This is a genomic window from Bradyrhizobium sp. WD16 (assembly GCF_024181725.1).
Taxonomy (GTDB): domain Bacteria; phylum Pseudomonadota; class Alphaproteobacteria; order Rhizobiales; family Xanthobacteraceae; genus Bradyrhizobium_A.
Genome location: NZ_CP028908.1, coordinates 3947977 through 3967375, shown reverse-complemented (window position 1 = coordinate 3967375; position 19399 = coordinate 3947977). Strand labels below are relative to the sequence as shown.

The 19399-nt window shown below is 65.3% G+C and carries 17 protein-coding genes, 1 pseudogene and 1 riboswitch; of the genes and pseudogenes, 15 read left to right on the top strand and 3 right to left on the bottom strand.

The window, feature by feature from the left end; genetic code table 11:
* Positions 1 to 36: 36 nt before the first annotated feature.
* The 12 genes and pseudogenes from rpe to sugE all read left to right on the top strand — a co-directional run bounded on the left by rpe (position 37) and on the right by sugE (position 13785).
* Complete coding sequence (gene rpe, locus DB459_RS18315) at positions 37 to 738, top strand: ribulose-phosphate 3-epimerase (RefSeq protein WP_253706697.1); 702 nt, start codon at positions 37 to 39, stop codon at positions 736 to 738.
* Positions 735 to 2042 carry an adenylosuccinate lyase gene (gene purB / locus DB459_RS18310; RefSeq protein ID WP_253706696.1) on the top strand — a complete coding sequence of 436 codons (1308 nt, stop codon included), beginning with the start codon at positions 735 to 737 and terminating at the stop codon, positions 2040 to 2042. The genes rpe and purB overlap by 4 nt, the downstream gene beginning before the upstream one ends.
* A gap of 85 nt (positions 2043 to 2127) precedes the next feature.
* Positions 2128 to 2922 (top strand): glutamate racemase, encoded by a 795-nt coding sequence (gene murI, locus DB459_RS18305; RefSeq protein ID WP_253713621.1) that lies wholly within the window; start codon positions 2128 to 2130, stop codon positions 2920 to 2922.
* Positions 2923 to 3361: 439 nt separating this feature from the next.
* A complete protein-coding gene (gene rpsD, locus DB459_RS18300; protein WP_253706695.1) occupies positions 3362 to 3979 on the top strand; it encodes a 30S ribosomal protein S4 in 618 nt (205 codons plus the stop codon).
* 113 nt (positions 3980 to 4092) lie between these two features.
* Complete coding sequence (locus DB459_RS18295) at positions 4093 to 5160, top strand: low specificity L-threonine aldolase (RefSeq protein ID WP_253706694.1); 1068 nt, start codon at positions 4093 to 4095, stop codon at positions 5158 to 5160.
* 164 nt (positions 5161 to 5324) lie between these two features.
* A riboswitch (guanidine-I (ykkC/yxkD leader) is annotated at positions 5325 to 5435 on the top strand.
* Positions 5436 to 5510: 75 nt separating this feature from the next.
* Positions 5511 to 6599 carry a putative urea ABC transporter substrate-binding protein gene (locus DB459_RS18290; protein ID WP_253706693.1) on the top strand — a complete coding sequence of 363 codons (1089 nt, stop codon included), beginning with the start codon at positions 5511 to 5513 and terminating at the stop codon, positions 6597 to 6599.
* 33 nt (positions 6600 to 6632) lie between these two features.
* Positions 6633 to 7448: an ABC transporter permease gene (locus DB459_RS18285; protein WP_253706692.1), complete on the top strand. Its 816-nt coding sequence runs from the start codon at positions 6633 to 6635 to the stop codon at positions 7446 to 7448.
* A pseudogene (locus DB459_RS18280) lies at positions 7445 to 8264 on the top strand (ABC transporter ATP-binding protein); the annotation flags it as partial. The gene DB459_RS18285 and the pseudogene DB459_RS18280, both read left to right, overlap by 4 nt.
* A 6-nt stretch (positions 8265 to 8270) precedes the next feature.
* The gene (locus DB459_RS18275) at positions 8271 to 9107 is read left to right on the top strand and encodes an urea amidolyase associated protein UAAP1 (protein ID WP_253706690.1); all 837 of its coding nucleotides are present in this window, start codon (positions 8271 to 8273) and stop codon (positions 9105 to 9107) included.
* A gap of 3 nt (positions 9108 to 9110) precedes the next feature.
* Entirely contained in the window at positions 9111 to 9752 is a 642-nt protein-coding gene (locus DB459_RS18270) for an urea amidolyase associated protein UAAP2 (RefSeq protein WP_253706689.1), read from the top strand.
* Between the two features lie 3 nt (positions 9753 to 9755).
* Positions 9756 to 13307 (top strand): urea carboxylase, encoded by a 3552-nt coding sequence (uca, locus tag DB459_RS18265; protein ID WP_253706688.1) that lies wholly within the window; start codon positions 9756 to 9758, stop codon positions 13305 to 13307.
* Between the two features lie 154 nt (positions 13308 to 13461).
* Positions 13462 to 13785, top strand: coding sequence for a quaternary ammonium compound efflux SMR transporter SugE (gene sugE / locus DB459_RS18260; protein WP_253706687.1), 324 nt, complete (start codon positions 13462 to 13464; stop codon positions 13783 to 13785).
* A gap of 79 nt (positions 13786 to 13864) precedes the next feature.
* On the opposite strand, the gene DB459_RS18255 is transcribed toward sugE, so the two are convergent.
* A complete protein-coding gene (locus tag DB459_RS18255) occupies positions 13865 to 15130 on the bottom strand; it encodes a serine hydrolase (protein ID WP_253706686.1) in 1266 nt (421 codons plus the stop codon).
* A 171-nt stretch (positions 15131 to 15301) separates the two neighbouring features.
* On the bottom strand, positions 15302 to 15631 hold the full coding sequence (gene grxD, locus DB459_RS18250) for a Grx4 family monothiol glutaredoxin (protein ID WP_253706685.1): 330 nt from the start codon (positions 15629 to 15631) through the stop codon (positions 15302 to 15304).
* Positions 15632 to 15900: 269 nt separating this feature from the next.
* Between grxD and egtB the strand changes: the two genes are divergently transcribed.
* Together egtB and egtD are read left to right on the top strand one after the other, a co-directional pair.
* Positions 15901 to 17130, top strand: a complete 1230-nt coding sequence (gene egtB / locus DB459_RS18245) for an ergothioneine biosynthesis protein EgtB (protein WP_253713620.1) — start codon at positions 15901 to 15903, stop codon at positions 17128 to 17130.
* 71 nt (positions 17131 to 17201) lie between these two features.
* Positions 17202 to 18179, top strand: a complete 978-nt coding sequence (gene egtD, locus DB459_RS18240) for an L-histidine N(alpha)-methyltransferase (RefSeq protein WP_253706684.1) — start codon at positions 17202 to 17204, stop codon at positions 18177 to 18179.
* 39 nt (positions 18180 to 18218) lie between these two features.
* On the opposite strand, the gene DB459_RS18235 is transcribed toward egtD, so the two are convergent.
* Positions 18219 to 18455, bottom strand: coding sequence for a BolA family protein (locus DB459_RS18235; RefSeq protein ID WP_253706683.1), 237 nt, complete (start codon positions 18453 to 18455; stop codon positions 18219 to 18221).
* Between the two features lie 159 nt (positions 18456 to 18614).
* Between DB459_RS18235 and DB459_RS18230 the strand changes: the two genes are divergently transcribed.
* The gene (locus DB459_RS18230) at positions 18615 to 18977 is read left to right on the top strand and encodes a DUF427 domain-containing protein (RefSeq protein ID WP_253706682.1); all 363 of its coding nucleotides are present in this window, start codon (positions 18615 to 18617) and stop codon (positions 18975 to 18977) included.
* The last annotated feature ends 422 nt before the right edge of the window (positions 18978 to 19399 follow it).

The window sequence follows — 19399 nt, the reverse complement described above, 5'->3', positions numbered from 1 at the left end:
GCGGTGGCTGTCGGCCCTCGAGCCCGGAATTTCCAAATGTCATCTGCACCCGCAGCGCGCCCGCTGATCATCGCGCCGTCCGTTCTGGCGTCGGATTTCTCCAAGCTCGGCGAAGAGGTCCGCGCCATCGATGAGGCCGGCGCCGACTGGATCCACATGGACGTGATGGACGGCCATTTCGTCCCGAACATCTCCTTCGGCTCCGATGTCATCAAGGCGATGCGCCCGCATTCGAAGAAGATCTTCGACACCCATCTGATGATCTCGCCCTGCGATCCCTATCTCGAGGCCTTCGCCAAGGCCGGTTCGGATCAGATCATCGTCCACGTCGAAGCCGGCCCGCACCTGCACCGCTCGCTGCAGGCGATCCGCGCGCTCGGCAAGAGGGCTGGCGTCTCGCTCAATCCGGCGACGCCGGTCTCCAGCATCGAGAATGTCGTCGACATCCTCGACCTCGTTCTGGTGATGTCGGTCAATCCGGGCTTCGGCGGCCAGGCCTTCATTCCTGCCGCCATCGAGAAGGTGCGCCAGGTGCGGGCGCTGACCGCCGGCCGGCCGATCGACATCGAGGTCGACGGCGGCGTTACCCCGGACACGGTTGGGGCCATCGCCGCGGCGGGCGCCAATGCCTTCGTCGCCGGCTCTGCCGTCTTCAAGGGCGGCACCATCGAATCCTATCGCAACAACATCGCCGCCATCCGCCGCGCCGCGGCCGAAGCGCGCGGAGAAATCGCATGATCCCTCGTTACACCCGCCCCGAAATGGCTTCGATTTGGGAGCCTCAGACCCGTTTCCGGATCTGGTTCGAGATCGAGGCCCACGCCGCCGACGCCATGGCCGAACTCGGCGTCATTCCCAAGGAGGCGGCGCGCACCATCTGGGCGAAGGCGAAGGACGCGACCTTCAATGTCGAGCGCATCGACGAGATCGAGCGCGAGACCAAGCATGACGTCATTGCCTTTCTGACCCATCTCGCCGAGATCGTCGGCCCCGAGGCGCGTTTCGTCCACCAGGGCATGACCTCCTCCGACGTGCTCGACACCTGCTTCAGTGTCCAGCTGGTGCGTGCCGCGGATCTTTTGATCGCCGACGTCGACAAGGTTCTGGCGGCTCTCAAGCGCCGTGCCTTCGAACACAAAATGACCCCGAGCATCGGTCGCTCCCACGGGATCCATGCCGAACCGATTACCTTCGGCCTGAAGCTCGCCTATGCCTATGCGGAATTCACCCGCGCCCGGCAGCGCCTTGTCGCAGCCCGCCAGGAAATCGCCACCTGCGCCATCTCCGGTGCGGTCGGCACCTTCGCCCAGATCGATCCCAGGGTGGAGGCGCATGTCGCCAAGGCCATGGGCCTGAGCCCCGAACCGATCTCCACCCAGGTGATTCCGCGCGACCGTCACGCGATGTTTTTCGCCACGCTCGGCGTGGTTGCGGCTTCGGTCGAGCGGCTCGCCACCGAGATTCGCCACCTCCAGCGCACCGAAGTGCTCGAGGCGGAAGAGTATTTCTCGGAGGGCCAGAAGGGCTCCTCGGCGATGCCCCACAAGCGCAACCCGGTGCTGACCGAAAATCTCTCGGGCCTGTCGCGCATGGTGCGCGCCTTTGTGACCCCGGCGCTGGAGAACGTCGTGCTCTGGCACGAGCGCGACATTTCGCACTCCTCCGCCGAGCGCATGATGGCGCCCGATGCCACCGTGACGCTGGATTTTGCCCTCAACCGCCTCGCCGGTGTCGTCGACAAGCTCCTGGTCTATCCGCAGAACATGCAGAAGAACCTCGATCGGCTGGGTGGCCTCGTCCATTCGCAGCGCGTGCTGCTGGCGCTGACCCAGAAGGGCGCCAGCCGCGAGGAAGCGTATCGCCTGGTGCAGCGCAATGCCATGCCGGTCTGGCGCGGCGAAGGTGATTTCCAGACGCTGCTCAAGAACGATCCCGACGTGACGAAGTATCTCAGCGATGCCGAGATTGCCGAGAAATTCGACCTCGGCTACCATCTCAAGCACGTCGACACGATTTTCCGCCGAGTCTTCGGCGAGGCATGAGGGACAACGTCGCCATCGGCGCGGCTGCGCGCCGGGGTGGCACGTGCAACCGGATCGTAACCATCAGCCCGCTACAATGACCGACGTGTCCAGCGTGCCAACGATCCTGGTGTTCGATTCCGGTCTCGGCGGTCTCACCGTGTTTCGCGAGATCGTCAAGGCGCGTCCCGACGCCTCCTACATCTATGTGGCCGACGACGCCTTCTTCCCCTACGGCCAGCATGACGAGGCTACCGTGATCGGGCGGGTGGTTCCCCTGATGGGCGAACTGATCGCCGCTCATGCCCCCGACGTCGTGGTGATCGCCTGCAACACCGCTTCGACCCTGGTGCTGCCGAACCTGCGCAGCACCTATCAGGTCCCCTTTGTCGGCACCGTGCCGGCGATCAAGCCGGCATGCTCGGCCTCAAAGACCCACCGCGTCTCGGTGCTGGGCACCAGCGGCACCGTGCGGCGCGAATATACCAAGGCCCTGATCCGTGACTTCGGCCAGGGCTGCGAGATCAACCTGGTGGGCTCGGCGAAGCTCGCCGCGCTGGCCGAATCCGCCCTCAACGGCGAGGATGTCGCCGACGCGGCGATCGCGGTGGAGATTGCGCCATGCTTCCTCGATGGGCCGGCGCGAACCGACACGGTGGTGCTGGCCTGCACCCACTATCCGCTGCTGCTCGAGCGCTTTGTGACGCTGGCCCCCTGGCCCGTCGACTGGATCGACCCGGCGCCGGCCATCGCCCGGCGTACCGCCGACCTCGCCCGCGGCGGCAGCCAGCCGCGCCGCCCGGCCCGCTTCATCTTCACCTCCGGCGCCCGTCCGTCGCCAGCGCTGGCGAGGGCATTGGCTCCCCTGTTCACCGATTTCGGCGCCCGCGCCGTCGCCTGACTGTCGCCTGACTAGTGTCCCGTTTCCAACATTCGTATTCCATCGCAGCGGGCGCTTATACGAACGCTGGAAACAACGGGACAATAGCATCAATATGATTCTATTGCTGTTTTTGATCTGACGCGCACGACGAATTCGCTGCAATGCTGATACGAGCGTCTGATCCACCGCACTGACGAGCGCGGCTCCTAAATTCCGCGCGAAGATGCCAAGGGTGAAAAATTCGGGCCGTTTCGGCCCGTTTTACCACCAGCAAGCGATTGACCGGCCGGCGGTTTTCCCTTAAACACCCGTTCGCGCGCGGGCCTTTCGGCCCGCGTTGTGTTTCGCGACCCGTGGTCCCGTTCCATCGCTTGGAAGGGGGATCTGTCGGCCCCGGATCATCCCCGGGCACAGGAGGGCGCGATCCTCAACCCAAACTCGTCAACATGAGGACGCGATGACAAAGCGAGCTGAGTCGAAGTACAAAATCGACCGTCGTATGGGCCAGAACATCTGGGGCCGCCCGAAGAGCCCCGTCAACAAGCGCGAATACGGCCCCGGCCAGCATGGCCAGCGCCGCAAGGGCAAGCTTTCCGACTTCGGCGTGCAGCTCCGCGCCAAGCAGAAGCTCAAGGGCTATTACGCCAACATTTCCGAGCGCCAGTTCCACGCCATCTATGTCGAAGCGACCCGCCTCAAGGGCGATTCCGGCGAGAACCTGATCGGCCTTCTCGAGCGCCGCCTCGACACCGTCGTCTACCGCGCCAAGTTCGTTTCGACCATGTTCGCCGCGCGCCAGTTCATCAACCACGGCCATATCAAGGTGAACGGCAAGCGCGTCAACATCGCCTCCTACAAGGTCAGGGTCGGCGACGTGGTCGAGGTCAAGGAAGCGTCCAAGCAGCTCGTCATCGTGCTGGAAGCCAACCAGCTCGCCGAGCGTGACGTGCCGGACTTCCTCGAAGTCGATCACGGCAAGCAGACCTGCAAGGTCGTGCGCGTCCCCGGCCTGTCGGAAGTCCCGTTCCCGGTCCAGATGGAACCGCACCTCATCGTCGAATTCTATTCGCGCTGATCGCTTCACAGCGATCCGAGCACATGGATCAAAAGGCCCCGGCTCGCCGGGGCCTTTTCGTTTTCGGGCGCGATGTCGCTACACTCCGCGGCCCAGACCTCGCGAGACCACCGATGGCCTACACCCCGCCCTCGCCCGACCCGGCGCTGCCGCCGGTGCGCATCAACCTGCTCTCAGACACCCAGACGAGGCCATCGCCGGCGATGCGCGAAGCCATGGCCTGCGCCGAGGTCGGCGACGAGCAGCTCGGGCTCGACCCGATGGTCAAGGAACTTTGCGCCCGCACCGCCATGCTGCTCGGCAAGGAGGCGGCGGTGTTCCTGCCCTCGGGCACCATGTGCAACGTCGCGGCGCTGCTCACCCATTGCCGGCCGGGCGACGAGATTCTCGCCCACGAGACCTCCCATATCCTCACCAGCGAAGGCGGCGCCCATGCCGCACTTGGCGGCATCCAGGTGTTTCCGCTGCGGGGCGGGGGTGGCCAGTTCTCGGTCCCGACATTGCAAGCGGCGCTGCGGACACCGTCACGCTATGCACCGCGGCAGACCCTTCTCAGCGCCGAACAGACCGCCAATATCGGCGGCGGCACGGTGTGGCCGATGGCCGAGCTCGCGGCAGTTGCGGCGACAGCCAAGGCCGCCGGGCTCGCCACCCATCTCGACGGCGCGCGCCTGCTCAATGCTTGCGTCGCCAGCGGCATCTCCGCCGATGTCATGGCGACCGGCTGGGATTCGGCCTGGCTCGATTTCAGCAAGGGTCTTGGCGCGCCGATCGGCGGCGTGCTCGCCGGATCAAAGGCTTTCATCGACGAGGTCTGGCGCTGGAAACAGCGGCTCGGCGGCGCCATGCGCCAGGCCGGTGTCTGCGCCGCCGCCTGCCTCTATGCCCTCGACCACAATGTCGCGCGGCTCGCCGAGGATCACGCCCGTGCGCGACGTCTCGCGCAGGGCCTGTCGCAGATCGCCGGCGTGAGGGTGCAGGCGCCGGACACCAATCTGGTGTTCTTCGAGGTCGAAGGCGCCGGCCTGGCGGCCACTGATCTGATCGCGGCGCTGCGCGCACGCGGCATCCTGATAACGATGCTCGGCGGCCGGCTGCGCGCCTGCACCCATCTCGATGTCGACGACACCATGATCGACGAAACGCTCGACGTCGTCCGCACGGTGATGCGCGGCGCCTGAAGCGGCAGCGTATGCGCCGTGTCGACAGTCGGTCGCAACCGCTCCATTTTTGAGCAAGCGGCACGCCGGCTGCCGCAAGCGTCATCAGCGGCCATCCGCTGCTGGCGCTAATCCCTTGATATTCCCGATCCTGCATCCTGGCACACGCCGTGCATGAAGGATCCCGAGTTGGCCGCTAGGGTTCCGGCTTCGCCTGTCGAAGCGCTGGTCCGAGAGCAGCCGCCTGCGAGGGAGACATCCTCGTGGGTGCACGGCGGGACAAAAGCCCGGGAGACCTCGTGAGCCAAGGGATTGGCAACCGATGGTCTGTGCCGATCCCTTTTTGTGAATTTTGCAAGAGGGATCTGCCCATGAACCGTTTCACATCCGACCTCAGCCTGCGCCCACTCCGTGGCGCCCTGATCGCGGCGGCAGTCGTCGCGTTCGCCGTCGTCCCGGCCGACGCCGCACCCAAGAAGGATTTCAAGATCGCCTGGTCGATCTATGTGGGCTGGATGCCATGGGGCTACGCCGCCGATTCCGGCATCGTCAAGAAATGGGCCGACAAATACGGCATCACCATCGAGGTCAAGCAGTTCAACGACTACGTCGAATCGGTGAACCAGTACACTGCAGGCGCCTTCGACGCCCTCACCGTGACCAACATGGACGCGCTGTCGATCCCCGCCGCCGGCGGCGTCGACACCACCGCCGTGATCATGGGCGACTTTTCCAACGGCAACGACGCCGTGATCCTGAAAAACAAGACCGACGTCGCCGCCATCAAGGGACAGAAGGTCAATCTCGTTGAATTCTCGGTGTCGCATTATCTGCTGGCGCGCGCCCTCGAAACCAAGAAGCTGGCCGAGAGGGATATCAAGGTCGTCAACACCTCCGACGCCGATCTCGCGGCGGCCTACAAGACCGCGGACGTCACCGCAGTCGTGACCTGGAATCCGATCGTGTCCGAGATCCTGGCCGCGCCCGACGCCAAGAAGGTCTTCGATTCCTCGCAGATCCCGGGCGAGATCATGGACCTGATGGTCGCCAACACCGCCGTGGTGAAGGACAACCCGAACTTCGCCAAGGCGCTCGCCGGGATCTGGTACGAGACGGTGAGCAGGATGCTGGCCGTGAATGCCGACGGCAAGGCCGCCAAGGAGGCGATGGCCAAGGCATCGGGCACCGATCTCGCCGGCTTCGACGCCCAGCTCGCCTCGACGCGGCTGTTCGACAAGCCCGCCGACGCCGCCGCCTTCACCCGCAGCGCGGCCATCGGCACCACCATGGACCGCGTCCGCAAGTTCCTGTTTGAAAAGGCTCTGCTCGGAAAGGATGCTAAGTCGGCCGACGCAATCGGCATCGAACTCGGCAACAAGACCGTGCTCGGCGACAAATCGAACATCAAGCTGCGCTTCGACGCCAGCTACATGGACCAGGCGGCTAACGGCAAGCTGTGAGCCCGTTCTGACGTCCCCTCCCGAGGGTTTTCCATGCGCCTCATGAATATTCGTCCCGACCGGCAGGTGGCTTTCTATCTCGCCGCCATCCCCTTCGTGCTGCTTGCTGCAGCCTATTTCACCGGTTCTGGCATGAGGCTCGCGGACAATCCCAACGACAAATTGCTGCCTGCGCTGTCGAGCATGGTGCAGGCAGTCAAGCACATGGCGTTCGAGTCCGATGTGCGCACCGGCAGTTATCTGATGCTGTCCGACACCATCGCGAGTCTCGTCCGAATCGGCGGCGCACTGGCGATCTCGACGGCGGCGGCACTGGCGCTCGGCATCGTCATCGGACTGCTGCCGGCCGCCTCCGCCCTGCTCGCCCCCTTCGTCGGCATCGTCTCGATGGTGCCGCCGCTGGCGCTGTTGCCCATTCTCTTTATCGTCGCCGGTCTCGGAGAGAATTCGAAGATCGCGCTGATCGTGCTCGGCACACTGCCCTGCATGATCCGGGACCTCACCATGCGGGTCCAGGAGCTGCCGCGCGAGCAACTGGTCAAGGCTCAGACGCTGGGCGCCTCGACCTGGCAGGTGGCCGTGCGGATCGTGCTGCCGCAGTCCCTGCCGCGCCTGATCGATTCTTTACGGCTGCAGCTCGGTCCGGCTTGGCTCTTCCTGATCGCCGCCGAGGCGATCGCTTCGGACTCAGGGCTCGGCTATCGCATTTTCCTGGTGCGGCGCTATCTCGCCATGGACGTGATCATTCCCTATGTCGCCTGGATCACCCTGCTCGCTTTTCTGATGGATCTCGCGCTGCGCCTCGTCCAGCGCAAGGCCTTTCCATGGTTCGCCGCGGTGCGGGCATGAGCACGATCCGCTTCGACGACGTCTGGAAGGAATACGACGGGCACATCGTGCTCGAGCGCATTACGATGGAGATCGCGCCGCGGGCCTTCATCGCCTTGATCGGCCCCTCGGGCTGCGGCAAGACCACCTTCCTGCGCATGCTGCTCGGCGACGAGCGTCCGAGCCGCGGACGCATTCTGATCGACGGCGAGCCGCTGCGGCCCGAGCCCGACGCCGATCGCGGCGTGGTATTCCAGCGCTATTCGGTGTTTCCGCATCTCACCGCTCTGGAGAACGTGGTGCTCGGCCGCGAACTGCAGCAGGCAGGGATTGTCGGCCGGCTGTTCGGCGCCGCGCGCCGCACTGTTCGGGCGGAGGCGATCGAGCTGCTCACCGAAGTCGGCCTCGCCGGCCACGAAGACAAGTATCCCGCGGCGCTGTCCGGCGGCATGCAGCAGCGCCTCGCCCTCGCCCAGGCAGTGTTTCGCCGACCGAAGATCCTGCTGCTCGACGAACCCTTCGGCGCGCTCGACCCCGGCATCAGGGCCGACATCCACCTCCTGATGCGGCGGCTGTGGAATGAAACCAAGCTGACCGTGGTGATGGTCACCCATGACCTCAGCGAAGCTTTTAGCCTTGCCACCCGCGTCATCGCCCTCGAACGCAAGCGTGATTGGCCCGCCGACCGCGAGCGCTACGGCGCCACCATTTCCCGCGACCTCGAAATCTTCCCGCGCCGCGTCGCCATGGCGCCGCGCCCTTCCGCTCCGCCACGGACGACCCTGGCGAACAAGGAGCCCCTGCCGGGACGACCCGGCGCCCTTGTCTGAGAAAGGACACGACATGACCCCGAACGCGCAAGAGGCGGCCGAGATTGCCGCCCACCGCCGCCGTTATGAGGAACTCAGGAGCGCGGGCCAGGATGAGACTCCCCGCGCCTTGGCGCCGCCGACCTCCCGCGACGGCGCGCCGATCGACGCCACCACACTGTTCGATCGCGAAGCCATTCCGGGAGGATGGTACTGGACGACGCGTCTCGATCGCGGCGAGGCGCTACGCATCGTCAACGAGGGCGGCACATCCTGCGTCAGCCTGCTCGCCTGGCGCGACGATGATCCCAGCGAACGGCTCAACCACGCCGACACGATCAAGGTGCAGTGGGCGGCCAGCCTGCGCAAGGGACGGATCATCCTCTCGGACATGGGCCGGGCCCTGCTCAGCATCATCGAGGACACCAGCGCCGCCCACGACACCCTCTGCGGCGGGTCCACCGCCGCGACCAACCTCGCACGCTACGGCGACGCGCGATTGCGCAATACCCGGGATAACTTCATCCTCGCCGCCGGCAAGCTCGGGCTTGATCGCCGCGACGTGATGCCCTGCATCAGCTTCTTCGCGCCGGTTGCCGTCGACGGCACCGGGCGTCTGATCTGGCAGGACGGCGTCCGCCAAGCAGGCGATTTCGTCGACCTGCGCGCCGAGATGGATCTCCTGGTGGCGCTTTCGAACTGCCCCCACCCGCTCGACCCCGCGCCAAGCTATGCCCCCGGCCCGGTCGAAGTGCTGCGCTATCGCGCGCCCCTCACCGCCGCCGACGATCTCTGCGCCACCGCCAGCGCCGAGGCGATCCGTGCCTTCGAGAATAACGCCCGCCTGCTCGACGGCCGGACGGAGGCTTGAGCCATGAACAGCCATCCGCTTCCCGCCGCCGCCCGCATCATCCTCGATCACGAGATCGCCGCCGAGACCCCCTGGTCGGCGGTCATCCGCAAGGGCCAGCATCTGCGGATCATCGACAGCCATGGCCAGCAGGCCGTCGACACCCTGTTCTATCGCGCCGACGACCTGCAGGAACGATACAGCGGCCAAGACACCCTACGAACGCAGGGATCGGCCTATATCAGCACCGGGACATGCCTGATCTCGACCGAGGGGCGGATCATGTTGCGCGTCATCGCCGACAGCTGCGGGCTCCACGACACCTCCGCCGGCGCATGCTCCTGCGAGAGCAACACCGTCCGCTTCGGCCACCACACCCGCTATCTCCACGCCTGCCGCGAGAATTTCCTGATCGAGGCCGCCAAACACGGCCTGTCCAAGCGCGATATCGTGCCCAACATCAACTTCTTCATGAATGTGCCGATCGATCCCGCGGGCAACTTCACCGTGGTCGACGGCGTGTCGAAGCCCGGCGACTATGTCGAGCTTATCGCCGAGATGGACGTGCTCTGCCTGATCTCAAACTGCCCGCAGATCAACAATCCCTGCAACGGCTTCTTCCCGACGCCGATCCGGGTGGTGGTCTTCGAGACGCAGGGAGATTGAGCGGTGTTCAGCAAGGTCCTGATCGCCAACCGCGGCGAGATCGCGTCGCGGATCGGCCGCACCCTGCGCCGCATGGGCATCGCATCGGTCGCGGTCTATTCCGACGCCGATCGCTTCAGCCGCGCGGTGCTCGATGCCGATGAGGCGGTCCGCCTCGGTCCGGCACCCGCCGCCGAGAGTTATCTCAAGACCGAGGCCGTCATCGACGCTTGTCTCGCGACCGGCGCGGAGGCGGTCCATCCCGGCTACGGCTTCCTCTCCGAGAACCGCGGATTTGCCGAAGCGCTGGCGCGCAACGGCATCCGCTTCATCGGCCCCCGTCCCGAGCATCTCGACATCTTCGGTCTCAAGCATCGGGCCCGCGAGATCGCCGAACGCAGCGGCCTGCCGTTGTTGCCGGCGTCCGGCCTCGTCGACAGCGTCGAGCAGGCGCTGGCTGGTGCCGAGCGCATCGGCTACCCGCTGATGCTCAAGAGCACGGCCGGCGGTGGCGGCATCGGCATGCAGCTCTGCAGCGATCCGGCTGCGCTTGCCGAGCGGTTCGCCACGGTGCAGCGGACCGCGCGCGCAAGTTTCGGCGATGCGCGGGTCTATCTCGAGCGTTTCGTCGCCGAGGCGCGCCATATCGAAGTCCAGATCTTCGGCGACGGGCAAGGCAATGTGGTCGCGCTCGGCGAGCGCGACTGCTCGCTGCAGCGCCGCAATCAGAAGGTCATCGAGGAGACGCCGGCTCCGGGACTGACGCGGGCGCTGCGCGCGCGCCTGCATGCCGCCGCGGTCGCGCTCGGCCGCGGCGTTTCCTATGAATCCGCCGGCACCGTCGAATTCATCTACGATGTGGCACGGGGCGAGTTCTATTTTCTCGAGGTCAACACCCGCCTTCAGGTCGAGCACCCGGTCACGGAGGCGGTGTTCGGCGTCGACCTCGTCGAGTGGATGATCCGACAGGCTGCCGGTGAGGACGTGCTGGCAGAGGCCTGCCCGCTTGCCGCGAAAGGAGCTGCAATCGAGGCACGAATCTATGCTGAAAATCCCAGCGCCGGCTTTCGCCCGAGCGCCGGCCGTCTCACCTGCGTGGAATTTTCCACGGAGGCGCGCATCGACAGCTGGATCGACACCGGCACGGAGGTGACATCCTTCTACGACCCAATGCTGGCGAAGGTAATCGTGGCCGCCGAGAATCGGCCCGCAGCAATTGCCGCCCTGCAGCGCGCGCTCGCCTCGACCACCATCGCCGGCATTGAAACCAATCTCGACTATCTGCGCGCGGTCGCGGCCTCTGCGCCCTTCCGTACCGGGCAGGTGGCGACGAATGTCCTGTCGCAATTCAGTTTTGCGCGGCGCACGATCGACGTCATCGCCCCCGGCGCGCAAACCGGCCTGCAGGAACTGCCGGGACGCCTGCATCTGTGGCACGTCGGCGTCCCCCCGAGCGGTCCTATGGACGAGCGATCGTTTCGTCTCGCCAACACCATCGTCGGCAATCCGCCGGAAACAGCGGCGCTGGAGCTGACGGTCAACGGCCCGACCCTACGCTTCAATACCGACACGGTGATCGGCCTGTGCGGCGCCAGGATGGCCGCGAAGCTTGATGGCCAGGAGGTTGCCAACGACGTTCCGATCGCCGTGCGTGCGGGACAGGTGCTCGCCGTCGGCGCCATCGAAGGAGCCGGCCAGCGGACCTATCTCGCCGTCGCCAGTGGCTTCGACGCCCCGGTCGTCCTCGGATCGCGCGCGGTATTCACCCTCGGCGCCTTTGGCGGCCACGCCACCGGTGCGCTGCGCGCCGGCGACGTGCTTCATCTCGGGCGGATCGTGCCGTCCCATGCGGCGCGCCCGCTCGCAGCCGCCGAGCGCGTGCCGCTTGCCCGAAGCTGGACGATCGGCGTCATCTACGGTCCGCACGGCGCGCCGGACTTCTTTCGGGACAGCGACATCGAGACCCTGTTCTCGGCCGACTACGAGGTGCACTTCAACAGTGCCCGCACCGGCGTGCGGCTGATTGGGCCGAAACCGCGATGGGCCCGCCGGGACGGCGGTGAAGCCGGCCTGCACCCCTCGAATATCCACGACAATGCCTATGCCATCGGCGCCATCGATTTCACCGGCGACATGCCGATCATTCTCGGCCCGGACGGACCAAGCCTTGGCGGCTTCGTCTGCCCGGCGGTGGTGGCCCGCGACGAACTCTGGAAGATCGGCCAGCTCAAGCCCGGCGACAGCGTCCGCTTCGCGCCTATCCGTCGCGACGATCCGGTCGCCGGCCCGTTGGTGCTGGGCGCCGGCCCAGATCTCGGCGCGGCGGTGATCGGCCGCAGCGACGCCGGCCCTGTGCCTGTGGTCTATCGCCGGGCGGGTGACGACAATCTGCTGGTTGAATACGGCCCCATGGAGCTCGATATCGCCCTGCGCCTTCGCATCCATGTGCTGGCGCAGGCCGTCGCCGAGGCGAAGCTACCGGGCATCATCGACCTGACGCCCGGTATCCGCTCGCTGCAGATCCATTACGATAGCGCCGTGCTGTCGCGTCATCGCCTGCTCGATGTCCTGCGGGCGCTTGAGCGCGACCTGCCGCGCGCCGAGACCATGGCGGTGCCGAGCCGGGTGATCCATCTGCCGCTCTCCTGGAACGATCCCCAGGCGGTGCTGGCCATGCAGAAGTATCAGGAGCTGGTGCGCCCCGACGCGCCCTGGTGCCCCTCCAACATCGAGTTCATCCGCCGCATCAACGGGCTCGTCGACGAGGACGAGGTCAGGCGCATCGTCTTCGACGCCAACTACCTAGTGCTCGGACTGGGCGACGTCTATCTCGGCGCGCCGGTGGCCACCCCGATGGATCCGCGCCATCGTCTGGTGACCACCAAATACAATCCCGCCCGCACCTGGACGCCGGAAAACGCGGTCGGTATCGGCGGCGCCTACATGTGCATCTACGGGATGGAGGGGCCCGGCGGCTACCAGCTGTTCGGCCGCACCATCCAGATGTGGAACACGTGGCGGACGACGCCGGAATTCAAGCCCGGTCATCCCTGGCTGCTGCGCTTCTTCGACCGCATCCGCTTCTTTCCGGTCAGCGCCGAGGAGCTGCTGGATGCCCGTGCTGCCTTTCCCCACGGCGCCTATCCGGTCCGCATCGAGGACGGCTCTTTCTCCTATGCCAGCTATCGGGCCGAACTCGACGCCACTCGGCCCTCCATCGCGACGTTCAAGCAGCGCCAGCAAGCCGCTTTCGAGGCCGAACGCCAGCGCTGGGCAGAACTCAGCCTCAATGGTCCGGTCGAGGAGCCTACGTCTGCCGCCCTCAGCGGCTTCGACACCCTCCCGCCAGGCTGCGCTGGGGCGTTCTCCGAGGTTCCAGGCAATGTGTGGAAGGTCCTTGTGGCGGAAGGCACCGAGGTCCGCGCCGGCGACGGGCTCGCTATCATCGAATCGATGAAGATGGAGATTGCGGTGACCGCCCCGGCCGCGGGCCGCATTGCCCAGATCCGGGTCAGGCCCGGCCAGACGCTGCGGGCCGGCGACGTCGTGGTCGTGATCGTGATCGAAGAGACCTGAGCCTGCTCTTGATCTGGTGGAATGGATTCGACATTAACCGTCGCGTCAGATGCCTGAGTGAAGCATGAGGCCACGTCCTCGTCCCGCCGCAATCGAGCTGCGGGTAGATTCGACGCCCGGGACGGCCCGGCTCTTCGCCTGAAGGAGCCGCGTGATGTCCTGGATGCTCTTGACCGTCGCCGGTCTGCTCGAAATCGTCTGGGCCTATGCTCTCAAGCAGTCGGACGGCTTCAGCCGCCCGACGCCCGCCGTACTGAGCATCACCGCCATGATCGCCAGCGTCGGCCTGCTGGCGCTGGCGATGAAATCGTTGCCGATGGGCACGTCCTACATGGTCTGGACCGGGATCGGCGCGCTCGGCGCCTTCGCCACCGGCATCTTGCTGCTCGGCGAGGCGATGACCCCGCTGCGCCTCACCGCCGCCGCACTCATCCTCGCCGGTCTCGTCCTGATGAAATTCGCCGCGCCCGGCAGCTGAGGGGCTCGGCCTAATGAATGGAGCGGATTCTTCGCGCGCCCCGTTCACACGAGCCGGCGCTCACGCTGCTCGACAACCTCTATTTGGTCGCGAGCGCGTCGTAGACCAGCTTCTTGAGCTCGGGAATGATACGTCCGCGCTGCGACGGTGACTGGATCATCAGCATGGCGAACATGTCGTTCTTGGGATCGGCGAAGAAATAGGTGCCGCCAGCGCCGTCCCACTTGATCTCGCCGACCGCGCCCGGCGGGTTGCGGTCGCCGCGATTGATGCGGACACCAAAGCCGAGGCCGTAACCGAAACCGTCACCGGGGAAATAGAATGCGCCGCGCTTCACACCAGTCGCCGGCTCGATTTGATTGGTGGTCATGGTCCGGAACGCTTCCGGGCTGAGATACTGCCGGCCATCGAGCATGCCGCCGTTGAGCAGCATCTGGGCGAAGCGCGCATAATCATGCGGCGTCGACACCATGCCGCTGCCACCCGGCTCCCAGGCGATGGGCTTGCGCACGTCGCGCTCCATGGTGGCGACGAAGGTGCTGTCGCTGGGCATCGGCCGCGCCAGGCGCGAATACTTTTCCGGATCGGCGACATAGAACGCGGTGTCGGTCATGCCGAGCGGATCGAGCAGCATCTCCTTCTCGGCCTGATAGAGCGACTTCCCGGTGACGACCTCGATCACCCGGCCGACAATGTCCATGGAATGGCCATAATCCCACACCGTGCCCGGCTGCTCGGCGAGGGGCAGCTTGGCAAGACGCTCGGCGAAAATGGCATTGTCGAGCGGTTCGCGAAACAGGTCGGCCGCGGCATAGGCCTTGCGCACCTGGCTGTCGCCATAGAAGCCATAGGTGATGCCCGAGGACTGCCGCAGCAAGTCCTCGATGGTGATCTCGCGGCGCAGCGGCTCGGTGGCAAGCCGCGTTACGCCGTCGGGGCCGCGGGTCTCGACCCCGACTTTCACCTGGGCGAAGGCAGGAATGTATTTCGACAGCGGATCGTGCAAGCCGAGCTTGCCCTGGTCGATCAGCATCATCGCCGTCACTGCGGTGATCGGCTTGGACATCGAGAAGATACGAAAGATCGTGTCCGACGACATCGGCAGACCGCTGTCGACGTCGCGGACACCGAAACACCGGAAATAGGCCGGCCGGCCGTGGCGCTGCACCAGCACGACCGCGCCCGGAATCTTTCCGCCGCCGATTTCACTGTTGAAGAAGTTGTCGATGCGGCCAAGCTTGTCGATCGACAATTGAGGGTCGATGGCAGCGGCCGCGGGGTCGACGCGCTCCGGTCCAAGCGTCGCGGGGATGGCGAGCACAGCGGCGATCAGCGCTGCGCGCACGCCCGTCGCAAAATGCCGCCTCACGGGACGTAGGACAGGACGCACAAGGGGCGATCCCTTGAGCCTTCCGACAACGCGCGAACCGTCAGCACTCATCCCTTTATATCCCTGCCCAGCAGCGGGCTTGAAGACGCGCCGGCGCGCTCATGGCATCGGCGCGTTGGTCTGGACTTAGCCCGCCGGCGCGGCGACGCCCTTGTCTGCGAAGAGCTGCTGCAACTCGCCCGCCTGGAACATCTCGCGGATGATGTCGCAACCGCCGACGAACTCGCCCTTGACATAGAGCTGCGGAATGGTCGGCCAGTTGGAATAGACCTTGATGCCCTCGCGCAATTCCATGGAGTCGAGGACGTTCAGTCCCTTGTAGGGGATCCCGACGTGGTCGAGGATCTGGACCACTTGGCCGGAGAACCCGCATTGGGGGAACTGTGGCGTGCCCTTCATGAACAGCACGACGTCGTTCGACTTCACTTCGTTGTCGATGAATTGCTCGATATTCATGGTCCCGTCCTTGTGCGCCGGGGGCTCGGCCCCAGGGTCATCATAAGGAATATATGTAGCCCGAACGGCTCTGCCATCCCACCCGAATTTCGGTCGATCCCCATTCCTGAACGGGCCGCGGTAATCGACGGATGCCGCCTCCACCCCTGTAATCGGCCACCGGACAGCCTATCTGGAGCAGGAATCGCTCGGGAACCTGCCCCCGCGCAAAACGTTATGGCCTGAAATCGGAGTTCTGCGTGACGCAACCAGCCACGACCGCCCCCGAAATCCCCTGGGCCCCGACCTCCGACCTCAGCTCATCCCGCAACGCGGCCCTGATTGCCGCTTTCCGTTCCGTCCGGACCGAGACCGAGCGCCGCGCCGGCCCCCTCTCCGCCGAGGACCAGTGCGTGCAGTCGATGCCGGATGCCAGTCCGGCCAAATGGCACCGCGCCCACACCACCTGGTTCTTCGAGCAATTCGTGCTCGGCGAGCACCTGCCGGACTACCGTCCGTTCGATCCCGATTATGCTTTCCTGTTCAATTCGTATTATGTCACCGTCGGCCCGCGCCATGCCCGCCATGCCCGCGGGCTGCTGACCCGCCCGGGCGCTGCCGAGATCGGCGCCTACCGGGCCCATGTCGATGCGGCGGTCACCCGATTTCTCGAAGAAGCGGATGCCGCCATCCTTGAGAAGGTGGCCCCGCTGATAGTGGTCGGATTCAATCACGAGCAGCAACACCAGGAGCTGATGCTCACCGACATCCTGCACGCCTTCTCCTGCAACCCGATCCGTCCGGCCTACGACCCGGACTGGCGCTGGCCCACGCCTCAGCGGCGGGCGGACAGGAGAGATGGCGAGGTGGTGCTCCCGGAAGGCATCCATGCTATCGGGCACCAGCAGAACGGTTTCCATTTCGATAACGAGCAGCCTGCCCACCGCGCCCTGGTCGGCCCGGTGCGCATCGCCCGAGATCTCGTCACCAACGGCGAGTGGCTCGCCTTCATGGCCGACGACGGCTACGCGCGCGCGACGCTATGGCTGATGGAGGGCTTCACGGTGGCGAGCACCGAGGGCTGGCGCGCGCCAGGCCATTGGCATGAGGTGGACGGCCGCTGGTATGTGATGACGCTCGGCGGCTCGCAGCCTATCGACCCCGCCGCGCCGGTCTGCCATGTCAGCTATTACGAAGCTGACGCCTTCGCCCGCTGGCGCGGCAGGCATCTGCCGACCGAATTCGAATGGGAGGTGGCGGCCCGTGCCGGCGCGTTCAATGATGCCTTCGGCACCGTCTGGCAATGGACGCGCAGCGCCTATGCGCCCTATCCGGGATATCGCGCCGCCGAGGATGCGCTCGGCGAATACAACGGCAAATTCATGGTCAACCAGTTCGTGCTGCGCGGCTCGTCGCTGGCCACCCCCGAAGGCCACAGCCGCCTCACCTATCGCAACTTCTTCTATCCACATCATCGCTGGCAGTTCACTGGCCTGCGCCTTGCCGATTACCCCGATTAAGGCTGCGGAGACGAGCTGTCCTCGCGACAATCAAGCAATTTCGAGGCGCCACGGCGCCAGGGAGAACGCCGATGAATATCCACGCCTCCGCGCGCGCGGCCACTCGCAGCTCCGCACCAGCCGCCACCGCCTTCGCCGGCGACGTGATGGCCGGCCTCACCGACACGCCCAAACGCCTGCCACCGAAGTATTTCTATGATGCCGCCGGGTCGGCGCTGTTCGAGGAGATCACGCGTCTGCCGGAATACTACCCGACGCGCAGCGAGATCGAGATCCTGCGCCGGCACGGCCGCGACTTCGCTTCGGCCATCCCGGATCGCGCAGCTCTCGTCGAATTCGGAGCCGGAGCGACGACGAAAGTGCGGCTGCTGCTTGAGGGTGGCGGCCTGGCAGATCGCCTGGGCGCCTATGTTCCTGTCGATATCTCCGAAGATTTCCTCAATGCTCAGGCCGCGGGTTTGCGCCGCGACTTTCCGCGCCTCTCCGTGGACCCCGTCGCGGCGGATTTCACCGGCTCGTTCGATCTGCCGCCCAGCGTCGCCAAATTGCCACGCGCCGGTTTCTTTCCCGGTTCGACCCTCGGCAATTTCGAGCCGGAAGCCGCCGGCGCCTTCCTGCGAAGCGCGCGACGCCTGCTGGGGGGCGGCGCGACGATGATCATCGGCATCGATCTGGAAAAGGGTCCCGCGGTGCTCGAGCCGGCCTATGACGACGCCTCTGGCGTCACCGCCCGGTTCAACCTCAATCTGCTCGAGCGGATCAACCGCGAACTCGGCGCCGATTTCGATCTGTCGGCATTTGACCACCGCGCCTTCTACAACGGCGTGCGTCACCGCATCGAGATGCACCTCGTCAGCCGGACGGACCAGGCCATTCGCCTGCTCGGCCGCGACATCGTCTTCCGAGCCGGCGAAAGCATCCACACCGAGAACAGCTATAAATATAGCGTGCCGCGTTTCCGCGCGCTGGCGGAGGCCGCGGGGTGGAAACTGGCGCGCAGCTGGTACGACGACGCCGGGCTGTTTTCCGTCCACGCGCTGACAGGCTGAGCCGCCGCGCTCGATCGGTGGTGTTCCCGGCGGGCGGCCTCAGGCCGCCGGCGCGCCCGTCTGTAGCGCGAGGGCGTGCAGCACCCCGCCCATCTGGCCCTTGAGCGCCTGATAAACGATCTGGTGCTGCTGCACACGCGATTTGCCGCGGAACGACTCAGAGATCACGGTCGCGGCATAATGATCGCCGTCGCCGGCGAGATCGCGAATGGTGACTTCGGCATCGGGAATGGCGGCCTTGATCATGGCCTCGATCTCCCGCGCATCCATCGGCATCTGAACGGTCTCCGGTTTGCATCTCGATTCGCGGCGGTTGCCACCTTGGTTGAAGTTCTAGCCCTTTGGCCCCATCTCGTCATCTCTTCCCGGCCGCCGTCAGCCATGCTTCGACGGTGTGCTGGGAATTCGACCGGACTTCCGCACGGGGCACCTTCGATGAAAACACCAGGACCCGACCACCCGATCACCATTGAAGCCAATCCGCGCCGGATTCGCGTCAGCCTTGGCGGCCTCAGCCTCGCCGATAGCCGACGGACCTTGACCCTCCGAGAGGCAAATTACCCGCCGGTGCACTACATTCCGCGCGAGGATGCGGCGATGACTCAGTTCGAGCCCGGCGCCCATGTGACGCACTGCCCTTACAAGGGCGATGCCAGCTATTTCAGCGTCAAGGCCGGCAGCCACGCGATCGCCGACGCGATCTGGAGCTACGAGCGCCCCTACCCCGCCGTCGCCGCCATTGCCGGTCACCTCGCCTTTTATCCCGACCGGGTCAAGATCGAGGAAACGGCGGACTAGTGTCCTGTCTCCGAATTACCGCTTCATTTGCCTCACCCTCGCACTGTAATTCGGAGACATCAGGACACTAGCAAAATCAAAAAGCTAGTGCGGCTTATGTCTCGCAATTGCCTACGAGAGGCTTGCCGCAAAGGCAGTAGGCAATTGCGAAACGCCACACTAGTGTCCCGGTACGTTCGTGTCCCTTTGCAGCGAGCACTCATACGAACGTTGGAACCAAAGGGACACAGTATAGTTATGATTCTATTGCGGTTTTTGATCTGACGCGGATACGACGAATTCGCTGCAATGCTAATACGAGCGTCAGATCCACCGCACTGGTGCAGCTTATGTCTCGCAATTGTCTACCCCCTCTGCGGCAGCCCCCTGTAGGCAATTGCGAGACACCGCACCAGTTGTAGAGACCTGGTTGCACGATGACG

Excerpts from the sequence above, each read along its gene's own strand:
- purB (WP_253706696.1), top strand. The coding sequence starts at position 735 with ATGATCCCTCGTTACACCCGCCCCGAAATGGCTTCGATTTGGGAGCCT.
- DB459_RS18270 (WP_253706689.1), top strand. The coding sequence starts at position 9,111 with ATGAACAGCCATCCGCTTCCCGCCGCCGCCCGCATCATCCTCGATCAC.
- DB459_RS18230 (WP_253706682.1), top strand. The coding sequence starts at position 18,615 with ATGAAAACACCAGGACCCGACCACCCGATCACCATTGAAGCCAATCCG.
- rpsD (WP_253706695.1), top strand. The coding sequence starts at position 3,362 with ATGACAAAGCGAGCTGAGTCGAAGTACAAAATCGACCGTCGTATGGGC.
- rpe (WP_253706697.1), top strand. The coding sequence starts at position 37 with ATGTCATCTGCACCCGCAGCGCGCCCGCTGATCATCGCGCCGTCCGTT.
- DB459_RS18290 (WP_253706693.1), top strand. The coding sequence starts at position 5,511 with ATGAACCGTTTCACATCCGACCTCAGCCTGCGCCCACTCCGTGGCGCC.
- DB459_RS18275 (WP_253706690.1), top strand. The coding sequence starts at position 8,271 with ATGACCCCGAACGCGCAAGAGGCGGCCGAGATTGCCGCCCACCGCCGC.
- sugE (WP_253706687.1), top strand. The coding sequence starts at position 13,462 with ATGTCCTGGATGCTCTTGACCGTCGCCGGTCTGCTCGAAATCGTCTGG.
- DB459_RS18285 (WP_253706692.1), top strand. The coding sequence starts at position 6,633 with ATGCGCCTCATGAATATTCGTCCCGACCGGCAGGTGGCTTTCTATCTC.
- egtD (WP_253706684.1), top strand. The coding sequence starts at position 17,202 with ATGAATATCCACGCCTCCGCGCGCGCGGCCACTCGCAGCTCCGCACCA.
- grxD (WP_253706685.1), bottom strand. The coding sequence starts at position 15,631 with ATGAATATCGAGCAATTCATCGACAACGAAGTGAAGTCGAACGACGTC.
- DB459_RS18295 (WP_253706694.1), top strand. The coding sequence starts at position 4,093 with ATGGCCTACACCCCGCCCTCGCCCGACCCGGCGCTGCCGCCGGTGCGC.
- DB459_RS18235 (WP_253706683.1), bottom strand. The coding sequence starts at position 18,455 with ATGCCGATGGATGCGCGGGAGATCGAGGCCATGATCAAGGCCGCCATT.